Raw genomic sequence first — 18,934 nt, forward strand, 5'->3', positions numbered from 1 at the left:
TCTCCATCACCGGAATCGCCGGGTTCTTCGCTCCAGGGCATCACAGATTGAGCAGGCAGTTCTCAACTTCCACCCAGCTGTCACAGACAGGTTTGAACTTGCGCAGGATCAGATTGTGCAGCCGTTCATTGGTCGGGTGTGAAATGAAGCAGCCGCGCCGGACCGGACAGCAGAGTTCACCCTCCCGGGTCTCGATGCCGTGTTGAAAATGGGCGGTCCGCATCACATCACAGAGCAGAGCGAGTGGGGCGCCTGTTTGTTCCCAGCCGGGGTCGATCCAGAGTTTTCCGTAGCGGAGCAGGTCGATGCCGGCGATGTGCGTGATCAGCCATCCGATGATCTGGCCACGGTCGCCGCGCAACAACCGACTGAACCGATGTTCCGGTTCCCATGAGTAGCTGTTGTCTGCTGGATCCCAGGGGGCTCCGATCGGCTCGGATCCGCTGTGCTTCAGCCGCTGCTGCAGTTCCGATGTGAGTTTCCGCGGGTAGGGCTCGATGTGCCATTGCGCACGACGGCTCATCCGTGCCACGGACTGTTCAAGCCGGATCAGCAGTGGCTCGACGCGGCAGCGGTCGGAGAGGGTGACCACCACTTTTCCGGGAGAGGTCGTCCATCCGTCTCGTCGGGGGGTGAGTTTGTGCAGTGCCGCTGTGCAGGGGCGCTCCAGCGGGATGGAGAGATGCAGCCTGCTGATGCCGTCCTGAGTGGCTGCGCTGCGAATGTGCTGCAGCAGTCGGCTGGCCACCCCCTTCCGGCGTTCGTCTGGCGTCACGACCAGGCTCACGACAGAAAGGATGGTTCCTGACTCTGAAGCGATCCGTTTCGCGAGCAACAGTCCACAGGGGCGGTTGTGGACGTCTTTGGCCCCCCAGGCCTGCCACGTGACTCCGATCTCAGCGATGCGGGGGCGCAGGATCGCTGAACAGAGGTGGCTGAAGCTGCGGCTGACCTGATCAGCTGTCAGCAGCTCCAGGTGGTGATCATGGGAATCGCTCAAGGCGGAGATGGTGGATCCGGGCGGCGAGCGGCAGATCAACCTTTCGGCAGAATCCTCAGGCAGGCGCGCGGTTGACAGTGCACTTCCAGGACATCATCAGCACCCTCAACCGCTTCTGGGCAGACCAGGGCTGCCTGTTGCTGCAGCCCTATGACACCGAAAAGGGGGCGGGCACCATGAGTCCGCACACGGTGCTGAGGGCCATCGGTCCTGAACCCTGGGCCGTGGCCTACCCGGAGCCCTGCCGACGTCCCACCGACGGCCGCTACGGCGATAACCCCAACCGCGCCCAGCACTACTTCCAATACCAGGTGCTGATCAAGCCATCTCCCGATGGCATTCAGGAGACCTACCTCGCCTCCCTGGAGGCCCTTGGCATTCAGGCGGCCGATCACGACATTCGTTTCGTCGAGGACAACTGGGAATCCCCCACCCTCGGGGCCTGGGGTGTGGGGTGGGAGGTGTGGCTGGATGGCATGGAGGTCACCCAGTTCACCTATTTCCAGCAATGCGGCGGCATCGACTGCAAACCGGTGTCGATCGAAATCACCTACGGCCTCGAGCGGCTGGCGATGTACCTGCAGGACGTGGAAAGCATCTGGGATCTGAGCTGGAATGCCTCGCGCAGCTATGGCGACATCTGGCTGCCCTTCGAGAAAGGTCAGTGCCAATTCAATTTCGAGGGGTCTGACCCTGAACGGCTCAAGCAGCTCTTCGCCATCTATGAGGCCGAAGCCTCTGATCTGATCGAGCAGCAGCTGCCCGCACCGGCACTGGACTTCGTGCTCAAGTGCAGCCACACCTTCAACCTGCTCGAGGCCCGCGGCGTGATCTCGGTGACCGAACGCACGGCCACCATCGGTCGGATCCGCAACCTGGCACGCAAGGTGGCGGAAGCCTGGTTGGCGGAACGGGAAGCTCTCGGGTTCCCTCTGCTGAGCGAGGCCAAAGCGTCCGAGACGGTGCCTGTGGCCTAGTCATCCAGGCGGGGAACTCTTCCTGCAGCCTGGCGAATTCTCCTGACCCGTTCATGGCCTGTCTGCAGCATCGCTCTGATGCTGTTTCTGCTGCTTCTGCTGCGCGGTCTGATCTGGGGAGCTCCGCAGCCCGGTGGACAGGATCCCTCCGCGGTGATCCGCAGCGGCTCGCGTGAACCCCGGGTCCTCGTCGGGCGGGTGCTGGCGGATGCGCGGCAGTTCGATCCAGGCTGTTCCGTGTTGCTTCAGGTGCAGCGGCTCGATGGCCAGCGCCGGCACGGGCGCACGGAGCTGCAGTGGCGGCAGTGCGGGCTTTCTCTCCAGCAGGGTTGGCGCGTGCGTGCCGTCGGAGACTTGACGCCACCTGATCAGGGGGCTCATCCCCTCCTCCCGGGAGCAGCGGAGCGGCTGGCATCCCGTGGCAGCTGGAGTCAGCTCAGGGTGTCACAGCTGGAGGTTCTCGAGCGTCCGTGGACGCCACTGGCGGATGCCCGTCGCTCGATCGCGCGGGGGATGCAGCAGCTGGCCGGCCCCGAACGGGGCGGACTGCTGGCGGCGCTGGTGCTCGGGGGTGCTCAGGTGCAGCTGCCGGAATCCCTGCGTCAGTCCTTTCGGGTGGCTGGCCTGTCTCATGCCCTGGCCGCTTCTGGATTTCACCTGTCCGTTCTGCTCGGGGCAGCACTGTCGCTCGGTCGGTTGTTGCCGCGATCGGGTCGACTCGCTGTAGCGGCCCTGGCGCTGGCGGGCTTCCTGATGCTGGCCGGGCCTCAACCTTCGGTGGTCCGGGCGGTGCTGATGGGAGGGATCGCTCTGCTGATCCGGGAATCCGGGGAACGCAGCCGGGGCTTCGGGGTGCTGTTGCTCACGCTCAACGGGATGCTGCTGTTGCATCCGGCCTGGGCCCGCTCGATCGGCTTTCAGCTCAGTGCAGCGGCCACGGCCGGTCTGATGCTCACGGCGCCTCGACTGGAACAGGCTCTGGTGCGGCGGCTGCCACGGCGATGCCGCTGGCTGGCGCCGGCACTGTCCGTTCCTCTGGCGGCGATGGCCTGGACGCTGCCGCTGCAGTTGCTGCATTTCGGCTCGACCCCGCTGTATGCCCTGCCGGCCAATCTGCTGGCGGCACCATTGCTGGCTCCGCTGACGCTCTCCGCCATCGCCCTGGCCCTGGGAGTGCTGGTGCTTCCAACTGGCTTTCTGCAGCTGCTGTGCTGGCCGGTCCAGCAGCTCGCCGGAGTGCTGATCGTGCTGGTGAACTGGATCAGCAGCTGGCCCGCCGCTCAGCTGCTCACCGGCCGGCCGCAGCTCTGGCTGGTGCTGCTGCTGGCCGCTGCCTTTCTGCCCTGGTTGATGCCGGCCCCGAACCGGGTCCGACTGGCTGCAGTGCTGCTGTTGCCCGTCGTTGTTTGTTTGCACGCCGGCATGCAGCTGGCGGATGGGCTGGTCTTTGTCCATCGCCATGGCCGGCACTGGCTGCTGGCCCGCCACCGCGGACGAGCTGCGCTGGTGGTCAGCCATGCAGACAAGTCCAGCTGCCGCATGGCCCGCCGCCTCATGGATGGTTACGGCCACCAACGGCTGGACTGGCTGCTTTTGCTGGATCCGGTTCCCTCCGCTGGGGTCAGCTGCTGGCAGGGCCTGGCCCGGCACGTTTCGGCCATGCAGCAGGGCCAGCCAGCTCTGGCTCCGGGGCAACGGCTCATCAGTGCAGGACTGTCGGTGGAGCTGCTCGCGCATCGCGGTGAGCCACTGCTGCTTCGGATCGGCCGTCAGCGCTGGCAGGTGCTGCTCCGCCCTCAGTCCCTCTGGTCGCTGCAGGACGCTGACGTCCTCAGCACCGGCATCACCGGCACCTGGCTGGGATTCCGCCCTTCATCTCAGCAACGCCGCTGGCTGATGGCCCATGGAGGCAGCCTGAAGGTCGCCGACTAAAGTTCTGAAGCGCCGGATGGCGTCTGGAGAGGTGGCAGAGTCCGGTTGATTGCGCACGACTCGAAATCGTGTAGGGGTCACACCCTCGTGGGTTCGAATCCCACCCTCTCCGTTTCTACAGCATCCTGAGTTGTTCAGGGTTGTTCAGAATCCGTTGCAGCGCAATGGGTCTGGTCGTTTTTATTGTCTGCCGTTGTCCTGTTTTGTGCGTGAGTGTGCGTCAGCGGTGTTAGGTAATGTGTTAGGTATTGACGAGCAGGTGTTAGGTATTAATATCCGTGTTAGGTAATCCTTCAGATGCCTTTCACCGACAGCGATTTAAGGGCGTTAAAACCGCAAGCGAAGCAATATCGCGTTGCGACTGGGAATGGTCTGTTTGTAGTCGTCTATCCGAACGGCAGCAAGTACTTCGTCTGGGGATATCGGTTCCCACCTGGTCGTGGTGGTCAGCAGAGGTGGCACCACATCGGTGTGTATGGACGTGGTTCAGGGCAATGGACCCTCAAGGCAGCACGGGATGAAAAGGACCGTCTGGACCTGATGAGGAAGGAGGGGCAAGACCCCAGGGCAGTGAAGGCAGATGCCAAGAGAGCAGTCGAGAAGCAAACAGTTGTTCCCAACCTCAAGGCGGTCGCTGAGGACTACCTAGAGCGTTCACGGAATCGCCAATCAACCGTGAACGACTACCGCAACATGCTGTTCAACCAGGTTTTGCCTGTTCTGGGTGAGGAGTCACCTGTGAACCGCTTTGAGTGGGACAAAGGCGGCAGACAGAAAGTCCTGGATCTGAAGAAGGGGATAGAGGCAAGAGGGTCGCTCTATCAGTCCGACAAGTGCCTCATGGTGATGAGGTCGATGTTTGAGCACGCCATCGACAACGGGTGGATGCAACCACCGAACCCAGCACTGGGGTCGAAGGGTGCCAAGTCGAAGCACGAACCCAAGCACCACCCAACTCTGGAGTGGAACCAGTTGCCTGACTTCTTTGACGCTCTGCAGAGGAACGATCCAAAGGGTTCGTTCGTTGTGGTGTCAGCGGTCAAGGTCCTGTTCCTCACTTTTCTGAGGGTGAACTCCTTGGCAGGTTTGAGGTGGGATGAGTTGGATGAGAAGAAAGGAATCTGGACTGTCCCTGCTTCACGGATGAAGAACAACAAGGACCATCACGTCCCACTGACCAATCAAATCCTTGACGTTCTGGAGGACCTCAGGACGCTGAACGGACATCAGGACTACGCGTTCTTCACAGGCAGAACGGGGAAGCACCCCTACATGAACCCTTCATCGATCAATGCCCACCTGATCAAGTTGGGATACAAGGGGATCCTTGTCGGGCATGGAGTGCGAGCAATTCCACTGACGGCAGGTCAAGAGGTGCTGGGATTTGCTCCTGAAGTCATTCAGAGGCAGATGGCGCACAGTATTGGCGACAAGGTTCGACAGGCATATGACCGATCGAAAATGATGGAAGAGAGAAAGGCATTCATGGTTGCTTGGTGCGATGCACTTTCTGATCAAGGGTTAATCACATAAAAGTATCGATAATCACTTCTGACGGTTATCACCTCCTGACGGTTATCCCTAAAGACCATTGCCCACAGGAGGTATAACGTTAACTTTACGGTTACCAGAGTGATGTTGATGATCTGTGGAGTTACTTCAACGAATGAGGATTGTTGGTAGCGGATTAATCATTGCTGCTTATTTCATCACTCTGAATCTTGATGTTGTGACTGGTGTTGCTGTTCACTTGACAGCAATGATTATCTCAGTGCCTTATTTCATTAAATCGAAAGCATGGGATGTGGTAATTATGATGACTTTTCTTATGACGATAGGAGCAGGGAGACTTGTTACGGCAGCGATATGAATCATCTAATTATTCGCTCGCAAGAATTGCCTTGTACGACTGATTTTGCATTGTTAATCTGTTAATTTGTTATCGCTTTCTGTATAAGGCGTCTTATTTGCCGTGACACTTATAAGTGGTTCATTCCGCAAAGGTTCAAATAAATGGGGTAGAGCGAGTGATCTAAGGGAGTGTGTTATTAGATGACTCCCTTCTCGAAGGTCGAAACTATATAAATAAATGCATACATGACATGAAATTATATGGAATTGTCCAAGTGAGATCGAATTAGCGACAGGAATGAAAAGACCCCGCCTGCCTGTACGGCAAATGGGGTCTTGCGTAACAATAAATCCACCTGTTTTTATTTATCAGTTCTATACCCAGGAAGACACATGCCTTCTATTCAAAGCGGAAAGAATATCAGTATCCATTTTACTGAAGATGAAATCCCTTTACTCGATGAGTTTGAGCAGTATCGCAAGCAGAACTACATCAATCGTTCTGGTTGGGTCAAACAACATATGAAAAAAGCATTGACCGAAAACAAAAGACGACTTGCGTTTAGATGAAATGAAAAACCTGAATATCAAAGCATTGACTTACGAAATGTTGGTCGAACTATCTGGAAAGAAGAGCAAACATGATATCGAAAAGTATCTTGATCAATTAATCAAAGACATATACGCGAGGAAGTGATGTAAACCAACTCCAAGACCAAAGAGACTGGGCACCATATCAGTTCAACAAGTTCCGCAATGGGCAGAGATTCATCCCACTGACCCCAACATGTATCGGACCTGTTTCTTACAAAGCGACCACTTGGCGAAGAAGATTCGAATTCGTGGGGAGACCAACTGGGTGTATGGAGAAGTACCTCCAACAATTCGTGTGGTGCATCTGATGCACCTTGCAAAGATCACAGCAGGCACCTTGTTTTAAAACAGGAGATACAAATGAAGTCCTATAAGCAATTCATCAGCGAGGCAAGGGAGGTAAAGGCATTTCTTGCTGGTGATCTACCCATAACCAAGAGGAAGAAGAAGGTTGGTCAGAAGGTCGTTTCAAAAAAGAAGTCCAATGACCTCTCCGCCAGAGGAAATGCATCTGATGTGAGTGTTTCTTCTGCTTCATCACAAGAGGTCGACAACAGCAACCTCATCCATGTCGGTGGGAACTACATGGGACGTCCTGATTATTCCGAGTCAGTCGACATCGTGGTCGATGCGATGTACCGCCTCTTCCCACACCCTGAATGGAAGTTGCTGGAGGACACGCAGTCGTCGTTCTATATCTTTCGCACTGATACTCAGCAGGTGTTGGCGAAGGGAGTAGTTGGGTACGACAACGCCAAAGAACGTGCCTCATACCTCCGCAAGACACATGGTCTGAAGTTCGACCAGGTGCGCTTCAAGAAGGAGCGTGTGGCGACTGGTAGGTCCTCTGGTGCATCAGGACGCAGGACTGGTGGTCAGACCTACAGGGGAGGACGCATCGACACTGCAAGGAACTACAACCCTTCCAAGAGAGGGCATTTCAGAGGCGTCAATTACTCCGATGGGTCCTACGCAGACTTGGATTGAGCAGGTTGCCGCATCTTGCTCTGCTTTCTGCTGAGGAGAAGGAGAACCGTCAGAAGAGATAGTGGCGACCGTTCCTGGTTCAGTTGCCCGCAGGAAATAAACAGGCAGCAGAACTAATACTTTTTTCTTGCCTGACTAACTACAACAAGCACTGGTCCGAAAGCAAAAAGAGACGAAATTGCAATATTGCCCAACCTGTTCTGACCATCTTCTTTCCATGCATTTACATTATTCACGATACCAACAACGCCGAATATAATCACCACCAAATAAACAAGTGCCTGAGTCTTTGCCGCTGTCAAAACCTTGGGGTCAATGCCTTTGACATAACTGAAATCACCTTCCGAGTCAAGGTTGTCGATTGCAGTGTCTTTAATGATCGCCTTGAATACTCGATACAGATCCTGAATAATATAGGCACCCAAAAACAAGAATGCAAATGCCCAGAATGCACCTGGTGCCGCCTTATAGAAACCAATCCCTACATAAAGACCAACAATCCACTTGCCGATGTGAATAAGCAAAAAGATCAAATTAAAGGCAATTCTTTTGATGCTTCTTCTTCTCATGCCAAAAGTCTAATCATAATATTAGAGTAGTTGGAATTAAGAGTTAAATCAACAGCGGGATGGCATTCATGGGGATTAAAACTTATTTTTTATCCTTTTCAAAAGATCTACAAACCGTCCTGCTAGCGACCTTTTATGGTCTGGTCTTTCATTGATTTCATCAACAGGTGATTCAAATGCTCTCATATACTCCTCCGAAATTACCTCATACGTTTTCATGTAATCATCAAGAGTATAGTCGTCGTCAAAGTTGAACCTTTCAAGAAGTTTTGAATTGGTCATCGCTTCAAATTCTTTACGCTTGACCTCTGGGTGATCATCATCATCTTCTGGCGCACAATAGCAATCAACAATCCATTCATTGACCATCGCATTGATTAATTGGTCTCTGGTATAAGAACCTGGAATTGAATCAGATGGCATATCTGATACTCCGCAATTTTCCGTGTTATCACCACCAATCCAAGTCGTGATTACTTTCTGATCATAGTTAATGCACTTCAGCAAAGTCCCTGCAAGTCTTCGTGTAAGTTTTGCGTGATCAGATGATACTTTTTTCAATGCGAAAATCATAAACCTCATGCTGATATCAATATCACCTTTACCAGTTATGTCATTGTCCCAAATATAATCAATACAGGACTCTTTGGCGTCAGGGTTGATATTGACGAGTTCCTCAAGACTAGAGGTTCTTGAATCTCTAAAGTCAGAGAGAATAAGTTCCTGATGAATTTCATCAGATTTCTTCAGGTAATCAAGCAAGAGAAGGATATTTCCCTTATCAAAATATTCTCTATATATCGCTCCGCTGTCATCAGAAATGTAGAAATCATATAAATGATCAATGCAAGTCTTAAGATCATTGCAGTTGACAAGTCTAGATAGATCGCCATCTGGCATATGCTGAAGCATTGATATTATTTTAATATCTTCCGGGTCGGGTTTAGAGTTTGTGCCATTGCTACCGAATAAGGAGTTGAGTTCTCCGAGATCACTAAAACCTTCTTTGGAAGAATATTCAACCAACTGGTCAGTGGTCATACCAAAGAGGTTTATCCTTAAATCAAACTGCTCATCTATACTCAAAGAATTATCATCATAATATGCTTTCTCCAGAAGAGACTGGATGATGTCTTCTCTGCTCATGCCATAAGCATCTGATCCTTCAGTCATGACTTCTGCACCAGAGATAGCGATTATACAGTCGTCAATACGAATAAATCAATACAACCACCTATTCATGTAATCAGAAACAGATATCGAATCGCCATCGTCCTGATTGTCGTTGTCTGCTTCAATACTTTCAAGTATCTCCTCTTTGATTGATTCCAGGGTTAAAGACTTGATGGATTCAAGATGCTCCTCCGCACTCATATCCTCCTCAGGGTCAAAGTCATCATGAATTAAATACACATATTCATTTTGAAGGGCAGCAATTAGTTGCTCTTTTGTGTAGTCAGAAAAGTCATCAATCATGATACAGAAATTGCATGGTGCGCTCTCCTCATTATGAGACCTTGTTCGGACCTGAGCATCTCTCTCTTCAGGCAACCTCAGTGCACCAACGCATTTCCGCTCCACTGCGGACAATCCAGTTGCGGCACCTCTTCGTCAGGTCCTCTCCATGTGGAACCTGACAAGATGATGTCGCCCAGATTCACATTCCGAATGGCATAGAGCGCTTAGGTCAGGGAGACGAATCTCTCCTGAGGTTCTTGAGTTCCTGGCGGAACCGCTCCCAGAATTCTTCGATGAACTTGATGCCCTCGATCCCCTCAGCGGGGCACAACTTCGCCCACTGCATAAACGGGTTACCGGCAACGGTCTGGAACTTCGGTTCTCCTGCTGCATCCCCTTCGCGCCAATAAACGTCCTGGGTCCAGGCATCTGAGCGATCAGCATTCGAACTGCTGGCAAACTGCTCACCCTTGCAGTCTGCGAACAACCAGACATCGGCAACAGGAGGACCTGCACGACCTGACGCTGGTTCATCAACGCATTCCTTGGTTTCCCAGTCGCATCTGTTGATCCAGGTCCTGCGTCGAACTTATAAACGGATCCAACCGTCATCCATCTGCTCAGGAAGAGACAACTGCTCCGTCTCGACTCGGCACCCTGTTCCACACCCATATACAGGCAGTACAGAGTCCTGAGGAATCGCGATTGGCGCAAGTGCACCCGCAACTAGCAAGAGTACCTGCATTGCTTACGGGTCCACCAGGTCCACGAGACGAGCATCGTCATCCACGATCCTGAACCGCTTTCCTGTCGCCGCTGCCCGCGACTTCGCAGTCCTGTAGGCATCGCTCTCGTTGTGCTTCTCCTGGTAGCGATGCCATTTGCCGAACTGATCCTGGTATTGGAGGACGAACTTCATCTGAGCGAGTGCTGGAGCAGTGAGGGGCATGATTAATCACGAACTACTAGCAAAGACAACCAATAGGTAATACTCTTGTTCTATGTTGACTTGAAGGTTGTTGAAAGTATATTAACAATATTCCAAAATTTACTATGGTCTATCTAATCAATACCGAAGACGGCGATCATGCACACCTTATAGAGGAGCATGAGACCATAGAGTAAGCAAAGGCAGCATTTCTCAAATATGTTAGTCAAGGTGCTGATGAAGGAGAGGTGGCAATCGAACTAGTAACTGAAGACTATGAACCTGTTATGTACCATGACTACCAGACTGGTATTACTGCTGTAGATAATCAACTATAGATTCTCTCGTCATCACCAAGGACAGGCAAGAGATGCTTTTCTTCGAACTGAAGCGGGGACGCGCAAGGTGCAAAATTTGATATGTAAATCGGAAGAAGTTGAATTGGGCAGATGAAGAAGAATGTGATGAATGACACCTGCATTTAGGCGTAGAATCCCCCTTATTTCGTGCCTTCAGGGATGGGTCTGAGGACTGCTGTACGGAACTTCCTCAAGAAGGTCTTTGGCAACTCCCTTTATAGAGGGTTCAGGGATACCTATCGCGACGTCAGTCACGGGGACGATCAGAGGGAAGGACGGGTCACTGGAGACCTGAACGACTCCAAGTGGCAGTCGGTAGGTGCATCCACATACAAGTGGGTCTCCCCCAGCAAGGCACTTGGCGTTGCCCCTGAGTTGGAGGAGGCAAAGGTTGCCCCCAAGGAACCAGAGATCGACGTCGTAGAGGAAGAGCAGCGTCCTCTCCTCTGTGAGAAGTTCCTGGTCAAGGACTACCTCCTGATCGATTACGTCGACAAATCAGGCAACGCCACCAGGAGGCGTATCCGTGTCGAAGAGGTCTATGCCTATGACGACGGGGTCTTTGTCCTTCGTGCCTGGTGCCTTCTTCGTAAGGGGTATCGGACCTTTGTCAGTACCCGTCTGAAGGGGTGTCGTGATGCCTTCTCTAAAGAGACCATCTATGACCTTCTCTCCCGTCTGAAGAAGCGGTCGTATTCGGATCCAGGGAACGTCGCCAAGGAGATCCTTGATGACCTGACGTTGGAGATCGTCATCGCCATCTACTCGTTGATGAACTACTCAACGGGCAAGGGGTATGAGAAGCGGTACGTAAGCGGCAGGAAGAAGACCGCTCTGGTGGATTGGGTTTTGGAGCAATCCATGGCGCAGTCTCTGCTGTCGACGCTTGATGCCGATAAGCGAAGCGAAGTGGAGGACTTGGTTAGGGAGTCCATCGGTGATCACAAGGTCACCCAGAGCAGTTATGAGACCTGTGCTCGGGCAATGAAGAGGAGTCGATACGTCGCCTCTTCCCATGATCGTTATGAGGTCAGGCGACAGGACCTCATCCTCTTTGTGGAGGAGACCCTGGAGGGTGAACCTGCAAAGGACACTGCTGTCACTCGCCTTAAGGAGGACCTGCTGGATCCTTCCTTCCGTATTGGCAAAGAGGTGGACGTTGAGAAGTTCCTGAAGGAGTTCGACAAGGTCAAGAAGGATTCCAAGAAGGCAGAGCGCAAGTACAAGAGCAAGAAGAAAGAAGAGGTCGTCTCCCAGCGGTACAGGCGCTTCGAGCGTGGTGAACCTGCTCGCTTACTGGCGCTGGAGGTTGCACTGCGGCATTTGGAGGACTGCCTTGATGAGGAGCGTGTCCTGATTGGTAAGGACGAATTTGAGGAAAAGATCAGGGAGGAGGTTGCCCAGGCGTTCAAGGAGGAGGAATTGAAGCAGGCAGGGGAGATGTTCCGTAAGCGGGTTGGTCATGGCATCAGCACCGCCTACTGCGCCTTCGGACTACGCAAGGCAAACCGTTCCTGGTTCACGGATTCAACGGGTAAGTCCTGGTTGGATCTTCAGACCCGTAACCAGGCGGACTGATCGAAGCAAACACGAGGGTGTGGGAGGCACCACAAGGGTTTCCGAACACACTCGATCGCTATGCGTCTTCAGCAATGACTACTGAGGTCCCTCAACTGTGGGAGGCGTAATCGCCCTGATGGATCTAAAATCGAGGTAGGCAGAAGACCTGCGTAACGAACTCGGCAAGTAACCCTCTCTCCCAAGCAGCAGACCAGGCACCTGCTGGTCTTGCCGTCTTGCTCAGGGGCAATCGCATTGGCAGTCGGCAAGGGGCGGTAGAAAGGTTATAAGTGGGTATGACGGATCCACCTCCTAAGAGGTTGGCAAAACGAGGAAAGTGCGGTGAGGGAGTCCCCAAGTCCGCCGCTGTCCCGCAACTGTGATGGGGTTCGCCCCTCAGTCAGAACACTCGCCGTCTCCAATCCCTTTCGTTCTCGGCGAGGACCGAGGCATTCCATGAAACTTTCCCTTTTCCCCCTGGTTGCCCTGACCGCTGGATCCGCTGTGGTCCTTGGCACCCATCCCGCTCTTGCTCATGGCACTGCTGGTGGTGGTGCTCTTAGCGGTCTGACCCACCCACTGCTGGGGTTAGATCACCTGCTAATGCTGATGGCAGTTGGCACTGCTGCGTCCTTCATCTCCTCCCAACTGCTGCTGTGGGCACTGGGCGGGGCAGTAATCGGTGCTGTTTTGGGATTCACAGGATTCACCGTCACCTCTGCGGAAGTGCTGGCGGCACTGGCGATCTCAGCGGTAGGTGCGTTGATCCTGGTGGCGGGCAAAGTCGCCAAGACCTCCAACCTCACCACCATCAGCGAGGTGGTGGTCGCAGGAGGGATCGCTATTCACGCCATGCTCCATGGACTGGAGGCACCCAAGGACAGCAGCACCCTGATCTGGTGGAGCGGTGCTCTGCTGAGTTCAGTGCTGGTGTGCGGCGGTTCCTATCTGCTTCTCAAGAAACTGCCCAAATCGGTCAGCAAGGCGGCAGCAGTTGCCTTCCTTGCCATCGGTGGGTTGCTTGCCTTTGGTCCGTTGGGTCTGCTGGCGGGTGGCGCTGGGGCATGACCCTGAACTGCTGAGATCGCCAGTGCCGCAAGCACTTTCGACGCATTAGTCCCCTTCAGTGGCGGCATTCCCTGCCGCCTTTTTTATTGCTTACGGGCAACCGAACCTTGATAGGTGCCCACTACCTCTTCCAAGTGTTCCTGACAGCGGAACACTTGGAAGAGGTTGGTTGGGAGGTGCCATTCCATGAACGGATTCAGTTCTTGAACTCGGAACGGGTCTCCTGCCATCCCTTAGTCGCCCTCTACAACTGTCTCGACTACGGCATCCCTCAACTGAGGGAGGGCAAACCCCAGTGACTCAGGGCAAACTGTCGGAAGGGACATGACCGAAGGACCCATACCGCTAGATGGACGCCAACGAACTGGGAGATCTGCTGCTTGAGGTCTTGCCACCAGATGGGAGCACCCTGGGGAACCTGTCAGCACGGCAATGAGTGCTGAGATCCCTCAACTGGGGGAGGCGTAATCGTCCTGATGGATCTAAAATCGAGGTAGGCAGAAGACCTGCGTAACGAACTCGGCAAGTAACCCTCTCTCCCAAGCAGCAGACCAGGCACTTGCTGGTCTGGATGATTTGGCGGCATATATCCTCTCGGGCGAAAAAGAGTTTCCGAATGAGTTAGACGTAAGAAGAGGGATACAACCATGTTTTTATGCGGTTTTCGCATAAAGGGATACAACCAGGTTTTTATGCGGTTTTCGCATAAAATACTGAATACCGTGACCGATCAATCGACGAGAGGTATAGTTAGTTAGTTAGTTAGTTAGTTAGTTAGTTAGTTAGTTAGTTAACCAACTTGCTAAACACTTGATTGCATAAATTTTTGATCAGTTGATAACAGTTGATGACCTGGAATTGCTGGACACCCTGATTTGGGTCGGGTCAGGCGAAGAGTCTGCAAGAAGGTGCTTCACTAATCAAAGTACTGTGTCAAGAAGAAATACTGCCACTTTGGATTTTTTAGGGTTAAAGTTAGAACGAAATGCAATGAGTGAATGGGAACTATCCGGTGATTATCGACTGTTAAATATGGAGAGAAAAGTTCACCAGTATCGTAGATTTAGTCATAAAAAGGAATTCCTACGCTTAGAAGCAACCCCCTGGGCAGGACCGACGCTTGCAACCGCTGCTCCACAGAATTGGACCCAAGGAACATGGAATCACGTTGGCATGCTGCGCCCCCTGTATCTATTAAAAAATAGAATTATTGACGCGTGGATAGGAAGTTATCAACCAGACATGCCTGACAAGCAAAATCCTGATTTTCTTGTTATAGATTTATGCCAAACTCCCGTAAATCTGTGCGCTAATAATGGGCATCCACTAATTAAAAAAGAAAAAGTAATAAGAGAAGATTTGGACGACTTTCCCTCGCTGGCACTACCATCAGGATTTTTTCCAAAAACAGAACGAATACTCAGATCCCATGGGTTATGGTCAACCTATGCGAGGATGAAAAAGTATAAACCAGAAAAATGGGAGGGCAGAACTAAAGACAATTCAACACTTTGCTACGCAACATGCTTAGGTCTAGAGATTATGACAGGACTTGAGAAAATTAATTATGATCTTGGTCTACTGTCCGGCGAGAGTTTGGTCGTACTTAGAGAATTTGCAAATGAAAAGAGGATTTTACAACTCTTGAAAAATCTGGGGCACAGAGTCATGGAGAAATCACGCATGCACCCTGACCTCACTCCGTGTTTTGATTCCACGTCTGCATTTGACTAAGCAATCAAGTACCACTCATGGAATAAAGATGCTGCTAATGGTGGCGTCATAGACAGTGCTTGACACCAAATAATCTTTAAATTCCCCGAGAACCATGAACTATGCCGATATTGCATAAATGCTTGCGAGCAGAAAAACCTACAATTAATATATGAACTTGAAAAATTTAGACCGAAAAGTGGGCGAATCTCCGCTTGCAATTAAAGATTTTGTTTACGCTCTAGATAAATTTAAAAAGTTACAAGTATTAGTCAAAGAGGCAAAGACACCAGAGGAAATTCTTTTTATAGCAGAATCGTTAGGCATCAAAATAAGTATGAAGCAATTGCAATTTTGGTCAAAAGAATTGAAGGCGCCATATTTTCCTTGGGCACAAATGGGCAGGCAATGGCGGGAGGAATTCTTCGCAAGAAGTAATCATGAGTAGCAATCTTAGGCAGAGAACACGCTCCCGCAAGCGGGAACTCTTTTGCCCGAAACATCCTGACCAAAGAATTTATGGTAATGGCAAGAAATACTTCTTGCATCTACTATCTGCAGATGAATTACGCTCTAGAGGAATGCCAAGCGCCAAGGCAAAATTAATTATCAATGCTTATCCCGTTCTCGTCTTAAGCAATGAGTGGTTAGAAGAACTATTTTGCCCTTTATGTGGTCAAAACACTTGGTACCACGTTATAAGGTATGACCGAGTGAGGCATTCTGTCCGCATTGCGCCACGCGAATTATGGATGCAGGTTGCACATGTTGATCCTCATATGGCAAATCCTAGTGTAAGTGAATTCACAAGAAGATCGTCTAAACGAGCAAGTTACAAAAGATCAGATGGTAAAAGATACTGGGACAAGTAGAAAATATAAAGCAGATGTCTGCCATTCATTCTATATTTCAGGCGATTGTCATCCATACACAAGTACGAACCTTGCAAGGAATGTGAATATGGGTCAAAAATAATCACAACAAAATAAAATCCCCCTGGTCCGTCTCCTCCATTTGGTAATCAACCGTGTGCACCAACTGCGACACATCAATCCAGTACGTCCAGGAGCATTACTTCCACTACGACGCAAAGAGAGCGACTGATGCACTCGCAACGGGTCGAGGACAACTCAAAGGGGCAACAGGGACCGACTGGATGCGAGATCCATACATACATGAATCATAGGGCATGCATCACTTGAAACTGGCAAAAAATTTTTTGATTATCGAAATAATCCAACCCCAAACTGGTCCACCTATAGATTGCAAGTCAAAAGAATTCTTTTAAAGAATGCAAATCAACCGCATCCACAAAGTAGATGCCAATAAGGGTGCCACCCCAAATCAAAACAACACCTAGACATAAAAGAGCAAAATTTGGCAGCAAACCCTTAGGATGACAAAGCAGGTTGATGGCAAACCGTGGCAACTACCGATGACTATTGCTATTCACTGATAAAAGATTGCAGCAATTGGAAGCAATTCGAGAAAAGTCTCGAACCACTTGAAAAGCACCAAAAGGGAAGGATATTCGAAGAACTGACCAAATTACTATTTCTTACGCACCCCGTCTACTTAAATAAACTTGCGAGAGTATGGCACCACAGCGAAATACCGAATCAAATAATTGAACTGTTGCAACTACCAAATCCAGAAATTGGGGTCGACCTCGTAGCACAAGCACGGGACGGTTTTTTCTGGTTAATACAATGCAAATTTCACCAGGACCCCGAAGTAAATGTCTCCTATCAAGAAGTCAGTACATTCTTAAGCATCAGCGAAAGATCGGAAACTTTTAAGCACTTATCTCATAGATTAATCAGTACATCCGCGAACGGAGTAAGTCCGCGAGTAAGCAAGTCGCATTCATCTAAATTAGGTTATTTAACTGCATCAGACTTCTCCGAATTAGACTTTAATGTTATACACACACTTATCGATGGCAAAAGTCTAGTATTCAGACCGAAGACACCAAGGGAGCACCAAACCCGAGCGGTCAGCAAAGCAACAGAATACTTTTCCGATCAATCCAAATCAAGAGGGAAAATAATACATCCATGCGGAGCAGGGAAGAGTTTGACCAGTTTCTGGTTATCTCAATCACTTCACGCAAATTCCATTCTTATCGCAGTTCCGAGTTTATCTTTAGTCAAGCAAACTGTTTCAACATGGTCACGAGAAGCACTAGCAAACAATAAATCTCTTGACTGGATTGCTATTTGCAGCGACGAAACTACGGGATCACTAGAAAACAGACAAAGTCTGTCTGCCGAAATCGGAATAGAGGTAGACACTGACCCGGAGATAATAAAGAAGTTTTTCTCAAAAGAATCAAGTTCTAGCAAAATTTTTATCACCACCTATCAAAGCGGGAAAACTCTTGGCGATGTCGCCAGAGAAATGAATCACATCTTTGATCTGGGCATATTCGATGAAGCGCATAAGACTGTCGGCAATCGCGACAAGACATATGCACACCTCTTACTTGATGAAAATATTCAGATCAAAAGACGAGTTTTCATGACAGCAACTGAAAGACAATTCAAAGGAGAGAGTACCAATATCCTGACCATGGATGACAGGAATATTTACGGCGAAGTAATCGACGAATTCTCTTTCAAAGAAGCAATTGAATGCCATCCAGCAATTCTATGCGACTATAAAGTTGTAACAACACTAATGACAAAGTCTTTTGTCGATGAATTCACTGAAAATAACGGCACTGTCAAAAGCATTGAACAGCACGAAGGCATACAAGCAGACAGAAATGCAATCGCTGCTTTGATTGCTATCAACAAATTAATAGACAAGGGTTTAGCGAAGCACATAATCTCATTCCACAACACAATATCAAGATCCAAAAATTTCATGAACTTAGTCAAATACTTTTCTAGCATCTCTGGGGCAATGGGCGGATTACAAGTATTTCATTTATCTGGAAAAGACAACAGCGGAACGAGGTCAAAGACCCTGAGGAATTTTGAATCTAGCAATCTCGGTTTAATTACAAATGCAAGATGCCTTACTGAGGGAGTCGATGTTCCTTTGGTCGATACAATTTTATTTGCAGACCCAAAGCAAAGCACTATTGATATTGTTCAAGCAGCAGGTAGAGCGATGAGGATTCATCCTGACAAGCAGACTGGATATATCTTGCTACCAGTTGTGGTAGACGACGAATTAGATGACCCTCAGCAGTCAGCATTTCAACAGATAATTTCAGTATTAAGCGCTTTAGGGATGCATGACTCCAGGATCATTGATGAATTCAAGGACATCGTTTCGGGAAGAACAAAGAAAGGTAATATCGTTGAAATAATTTCTTTTCAAGAGGACTTATTCAAGATCAATCCAGATCGATTGGCAAAAGAGATAGACATTCTTGTATGGGACCGACTCAGTTTTGCAAAAAGCATTATCGGAGAGAGTGGTTTCACAAAATGGATGAACGAAGAAACAAATCTATCGGATAAGTCTGTAAAAAATTATACCCAAGCAGTCAGGAAAATATCTAACGACCTGGTTCGCATGGGTCTCACCAAGTCAACTCTTGAAGAGATTTTAGAGTCAGAAGACCTAAATCACTTGAAAAAAAGTTATTTTGAAATACCGGAATTCAAGGAAAGCGACCTAAAAGGCAAGAATATGTACAGCGCTGGTTTCAATAAACTCATCGAGTACCAGTCAATAAAAAAATCCAATCATCTATAATCTTCTTTCAGATCTATTTTGATCTTCTCCTCTAACCACTTCTTATATCTCTTATCTCTTTTCTAGGTATTCTTGATCATATTATATTTAATCTTGATCAGTCGAATGGTGATATATATTCATCTGACCACCTCACTACGGTTGTTCTGAAACCATTCATAGTGAGTTATCAGATAATCCAGTGTTCCTGACCTGGATCGTCTGAGTTGATGAGATAAGGGATCAAA

The 18,934-nt window shown here is 50.1% G+C and carries 15 protein-coding genes, 1 tRNA gene and 1 riboswitch; of the genes, 11 read left to right on the forward strand and 5 right to left on the reverse strand.

Going from position 1 to position 18,934, the window contains the following annotated elements; genetic code table 11:
• Positions 1-40: 40 nt before the first annotated feature.
• Positions 41-1,000 (reverse strand): GNAT family N-acetyltransferase, encoded by a 960-nt coding sequence (locus KR49_RS12220; protein ID WP_162176164.1) that lies wholly within the window; start codon positions 998-1,000, stop codon positions 41-43.
• Between the two features lie 77 nt (positions 1,001-1,077).
• Here KR49_RS12220 and glyQ point away from each other — a divergent pair, with 77 nt between their 5' ends.
• The 6 genes from glyQ to KR49_RS12250 all read left to right on the forward strand — a co-directional run bounded on the left by glyQ (position 1,078) and on the right by KR49_RS12250 (position 7,341).
• Positions 1,078-1,977 (forward strand): glycine--tRNA ligase subunit alpha, encoded by a 900-nt coding sequence (gene glyQ, locus KR49_RS12225; RefSeq protein WP_043697520.1) that lies wholly within the window; start codon positions 1,078-1,080, stop codon positions 1,975-1,977.
• 42 nt (positions 1,978-2,019) lie between these two features.
• A complete protein-coding gene (locus KR49_RS12230; RefSeq protein ID WP_256381042.1) occupies positions 2,020-3,909 on the forward strand; it encodes a ComEC/Rec2 family competence protein in 1,890 nt (629 codons plus the stop codon).
• Between the two features lie 25 nt (positions 3,910-3,934).
• Positions 3,935-4,021, forward strand: a tRNA-Ser gene (locus KR49_RS12235).
• A gap of 185 nt (positions 4,022-4,206) precedes the next feature.
• A complete protein-coding gene (locus tag KR49_RS12240) occupies positions 4,207-5,442 on the forward strand; it encodes a site-specific integrase (protein WP_043695953.1) in 1,236 nt (411 codons plus the stop codon).
• Positions 5,443-6,153: 711 nt separating this feature from the next.
• Positions 6,154-6,330 (forward strand): hypothetical protein, encoded by a 177-nt coding sequence (locus tag KR49_RS14005; protein WP_156957203.1) that lies wholly within the window; start codon positions 6,154-6,156, stop codon positions 6,328-6,330.
• A 384-nt stretch (positions 6,331-6,714) separates the two neighbouring features.
• Positions 6,715-7,341: a hypothetical protein gene (locus KR49_RS12250; RefSeq protein WP_043695959.1), complete on the forward strand. Its 627-nt coding sequence runs from the start codon at positions 6,715-6,717 to the stop codon at positions 7,339-7,341.
• Between the two features lie 113 nt (positions 7,342-7,454).
• On the opposite strand, the gene KR49_RS12255 is transcribed toward KR49_RS12250, so the two are convergent.
• The 4 genes from KR49_RS12255 to KR49_RS12275 all read right to left on the reverse strand — a co-directional run bounded on the left by KR49_RS12255 (position 7,455) and on the right by KR49_RS12275 (position 10,317).
• A complete protein-coding gene (locus tag KR49_RS12255; RefSeq protein WP_043695962.1) occupies positions 7,455-7,910 on the reverse strand; it encodes a hypothetical protein in 456 nt (151 codons plus the stop codon).
• A 75-nt stretch (positions 7,911-7,985) separates the two neighbouring features.
• A complete protein-coding gene (locus KR49_RS12260; RefSeq protein ID WP_156957204.1) occupies positions 7,986-9,083 on the reverse strand; it encodes a hypothetical protein in 1,098 nt (365 codons plus the stop codon).
• A 48-nt stretch (positions 9,084-9,131) separates the two neighbouring features.
• Positions 9,132-9,386 carry a hypothetical protein gene (locus tag KR49_RS12265; protein WP_043695968.1) on the reverse strand — a complete coding sequence of 85 codons (255 nt, stop codon included), beginning with the start codon at positions 9,384-9,386 and terminating at the stop codon, positions 9,132-9,134.
• 730 nt (positions 9,387-10,116) lie between these two features.
• Positions 10,117-10,317 carry a hypothetical protein gene (locus KR49_RS12275; protein WP_043695971.1) on the reverse strand — a complete coding sequence of 67 codons (201 nt, stop codon included), beginning with the start codon at positions 10,315-10,317 and terminating at the stop codon, positions 10,117-10,119.
• Between the two features lie 497 nt (positions 10,318-10,814).
• On the opposite strand from KR49_RS12275, the gene KR49_RS12280 reads away from it, so the two are divergent.
• The 5 genes from KR49_RS12280 (at position 10,815) to KR49_RS13440 (ending at position 18,707) form a co-directional block, all read left to right on the forward strand.
• Positions 10,815-12,233: a hypothetical protein gene (locus tag KR49_RS12280; protein WP_043695974.1), complete on the forward strand. Its 1,419-nt coding sequence runs from the start codon at positions 10,815-10,817 to the stop codon at positions 12,231-12,233.
• Between the two features lie 265 nt (positions 12,234-12,498).
• A riboswitch (cobalamin riboswitch) is annotated at positions 12,499-12,647 on the forward strand.
• Positions 12,648-12,671: 24 nt separating this feature from the next.
• Positions 12,672-13,283 carry a HupE/UreJ family protein gene (locus KR49_RS12285; protein ID WP_043695977.1) on the forward strand — a complete coding sequence of 204 codons (612 nt, stop codon included), beginning with the start codon at positions 12,672-12,674 and terminating at the stop codon, positions 13,281-13,283.
• A gap of 858 nt (positions 13,284-14,141) precedes the next feature.
• Positions 14,142-15,017, forward strand: coding sequence for a substrate-binding domain-containing protein (locus KR49_RS13430; protein WP_253912767.1), 876 nt, complete (start codon positions 14,142-14,144; stop codon positions 15,015-15,017).
• Between the two features lie 178 nt (positions 15,018-15,195).
• Complete coding sequence (locus KR49_RS14010) at positions 15,196-15,444, forward strand: hypothetical protein (protein ID WP_156957205.1); 249 nt, start codon at positions 15,196-15,198, stop codon at positions 15,442-15,444.
• A gap of 974 nt (positions 15,445-16,418) precedes the next feature.
• Positions 16,419-18,707 carry a DEAD/DEAH box helicase family protein gene (locus KR49_RS13440; protein ID WP_071839750.1) on the forward strand — a complete coding sequence of 763 codons (2,289 nt, stop codon included), beginning with the start codon at positions 16,419-16,421 and terminating at the stop codon, positions 18,705-18,707.
• The last annotated feature ends 227 nt before the right edge of the window (positions 18,708-18,934 follow it).

It is taken from the genome of Synechococcus sp. KORDI-49, from assembly GCF_000737575.1.
GTDB lineage: Bacteria > Cyanobacteriota > Cyanobacteriia > PCC-6307 > Cyanobiaceae > Parasynechococcus.

Excerpts from the sequence above, each read along its gene's own strand:
- KR49_RS12240 (WP_043695953.1), top strand. The coding sequence starts at position 4,207 with ATGCCTTTCACCGACAGCGATTTAAGGGCGTTAAAACCGCAAGCGAAG.
- KR49_RS14005 (WP_156957203.1), top strand. The coding sequence starts at position 6,154 with ATGCCTTCTATTCAAAGCGGAAAGAATATCAGTATCCATTTTACTGAA.
- KR49_RS12250 (WP_043695959.1), top strand. The coding sequence starts at position 6,715 with ATGAAGTCCTATAAGCAATTCATCAGCGAGGCAAGGGAGGTAAAGGCA.
- KR49_RS12255 (WP_043695962.1), bottom strand. The coding sequence starts at position 7,910 with ATGAGAAGAAGAAGCATCAAAAGAATTGCCTTTAATTTGATCTTTTTG.
- KR49_RS12260 (WP_156957204.1), bottom strand. The coding sequence starts at position 9,083 with ATGACTGAAGGATCAGATGCTTATGGCATGAGCAGAGAAGACATCATC.
- KR49_RS12265 (WP_043695968.1), bottom strand. The coding sequence starts at position 9,386 with ATGATTGATGACTTTTCTGACTACACAAAAGAGCAACTAATTGCTGCC.
- KR49_RS12275 (WP_043695971.1), bottom strand. The coding sequence starts at position 10,317 with ATGCCCCTCACTGCTCCAGCACTCGCTCAGATGAAGTTCGTCCTCCAA.
- KR49_RS12280 (WP_043695974.1), top strand. The coding sequence starts at position 10,815 with ATGGGTCTGAGGACTGCTGTACGGAACTTCCTCAAGAAGGTCTTTGGC.
- KR49_RS12285 (WP_043695977.1), top strand. The coding sequence starts at position 12,672 with ATGAAACTTTCCCTTTTCCCCCTGGTTGCCCTGACCGCTGGATCCGCT.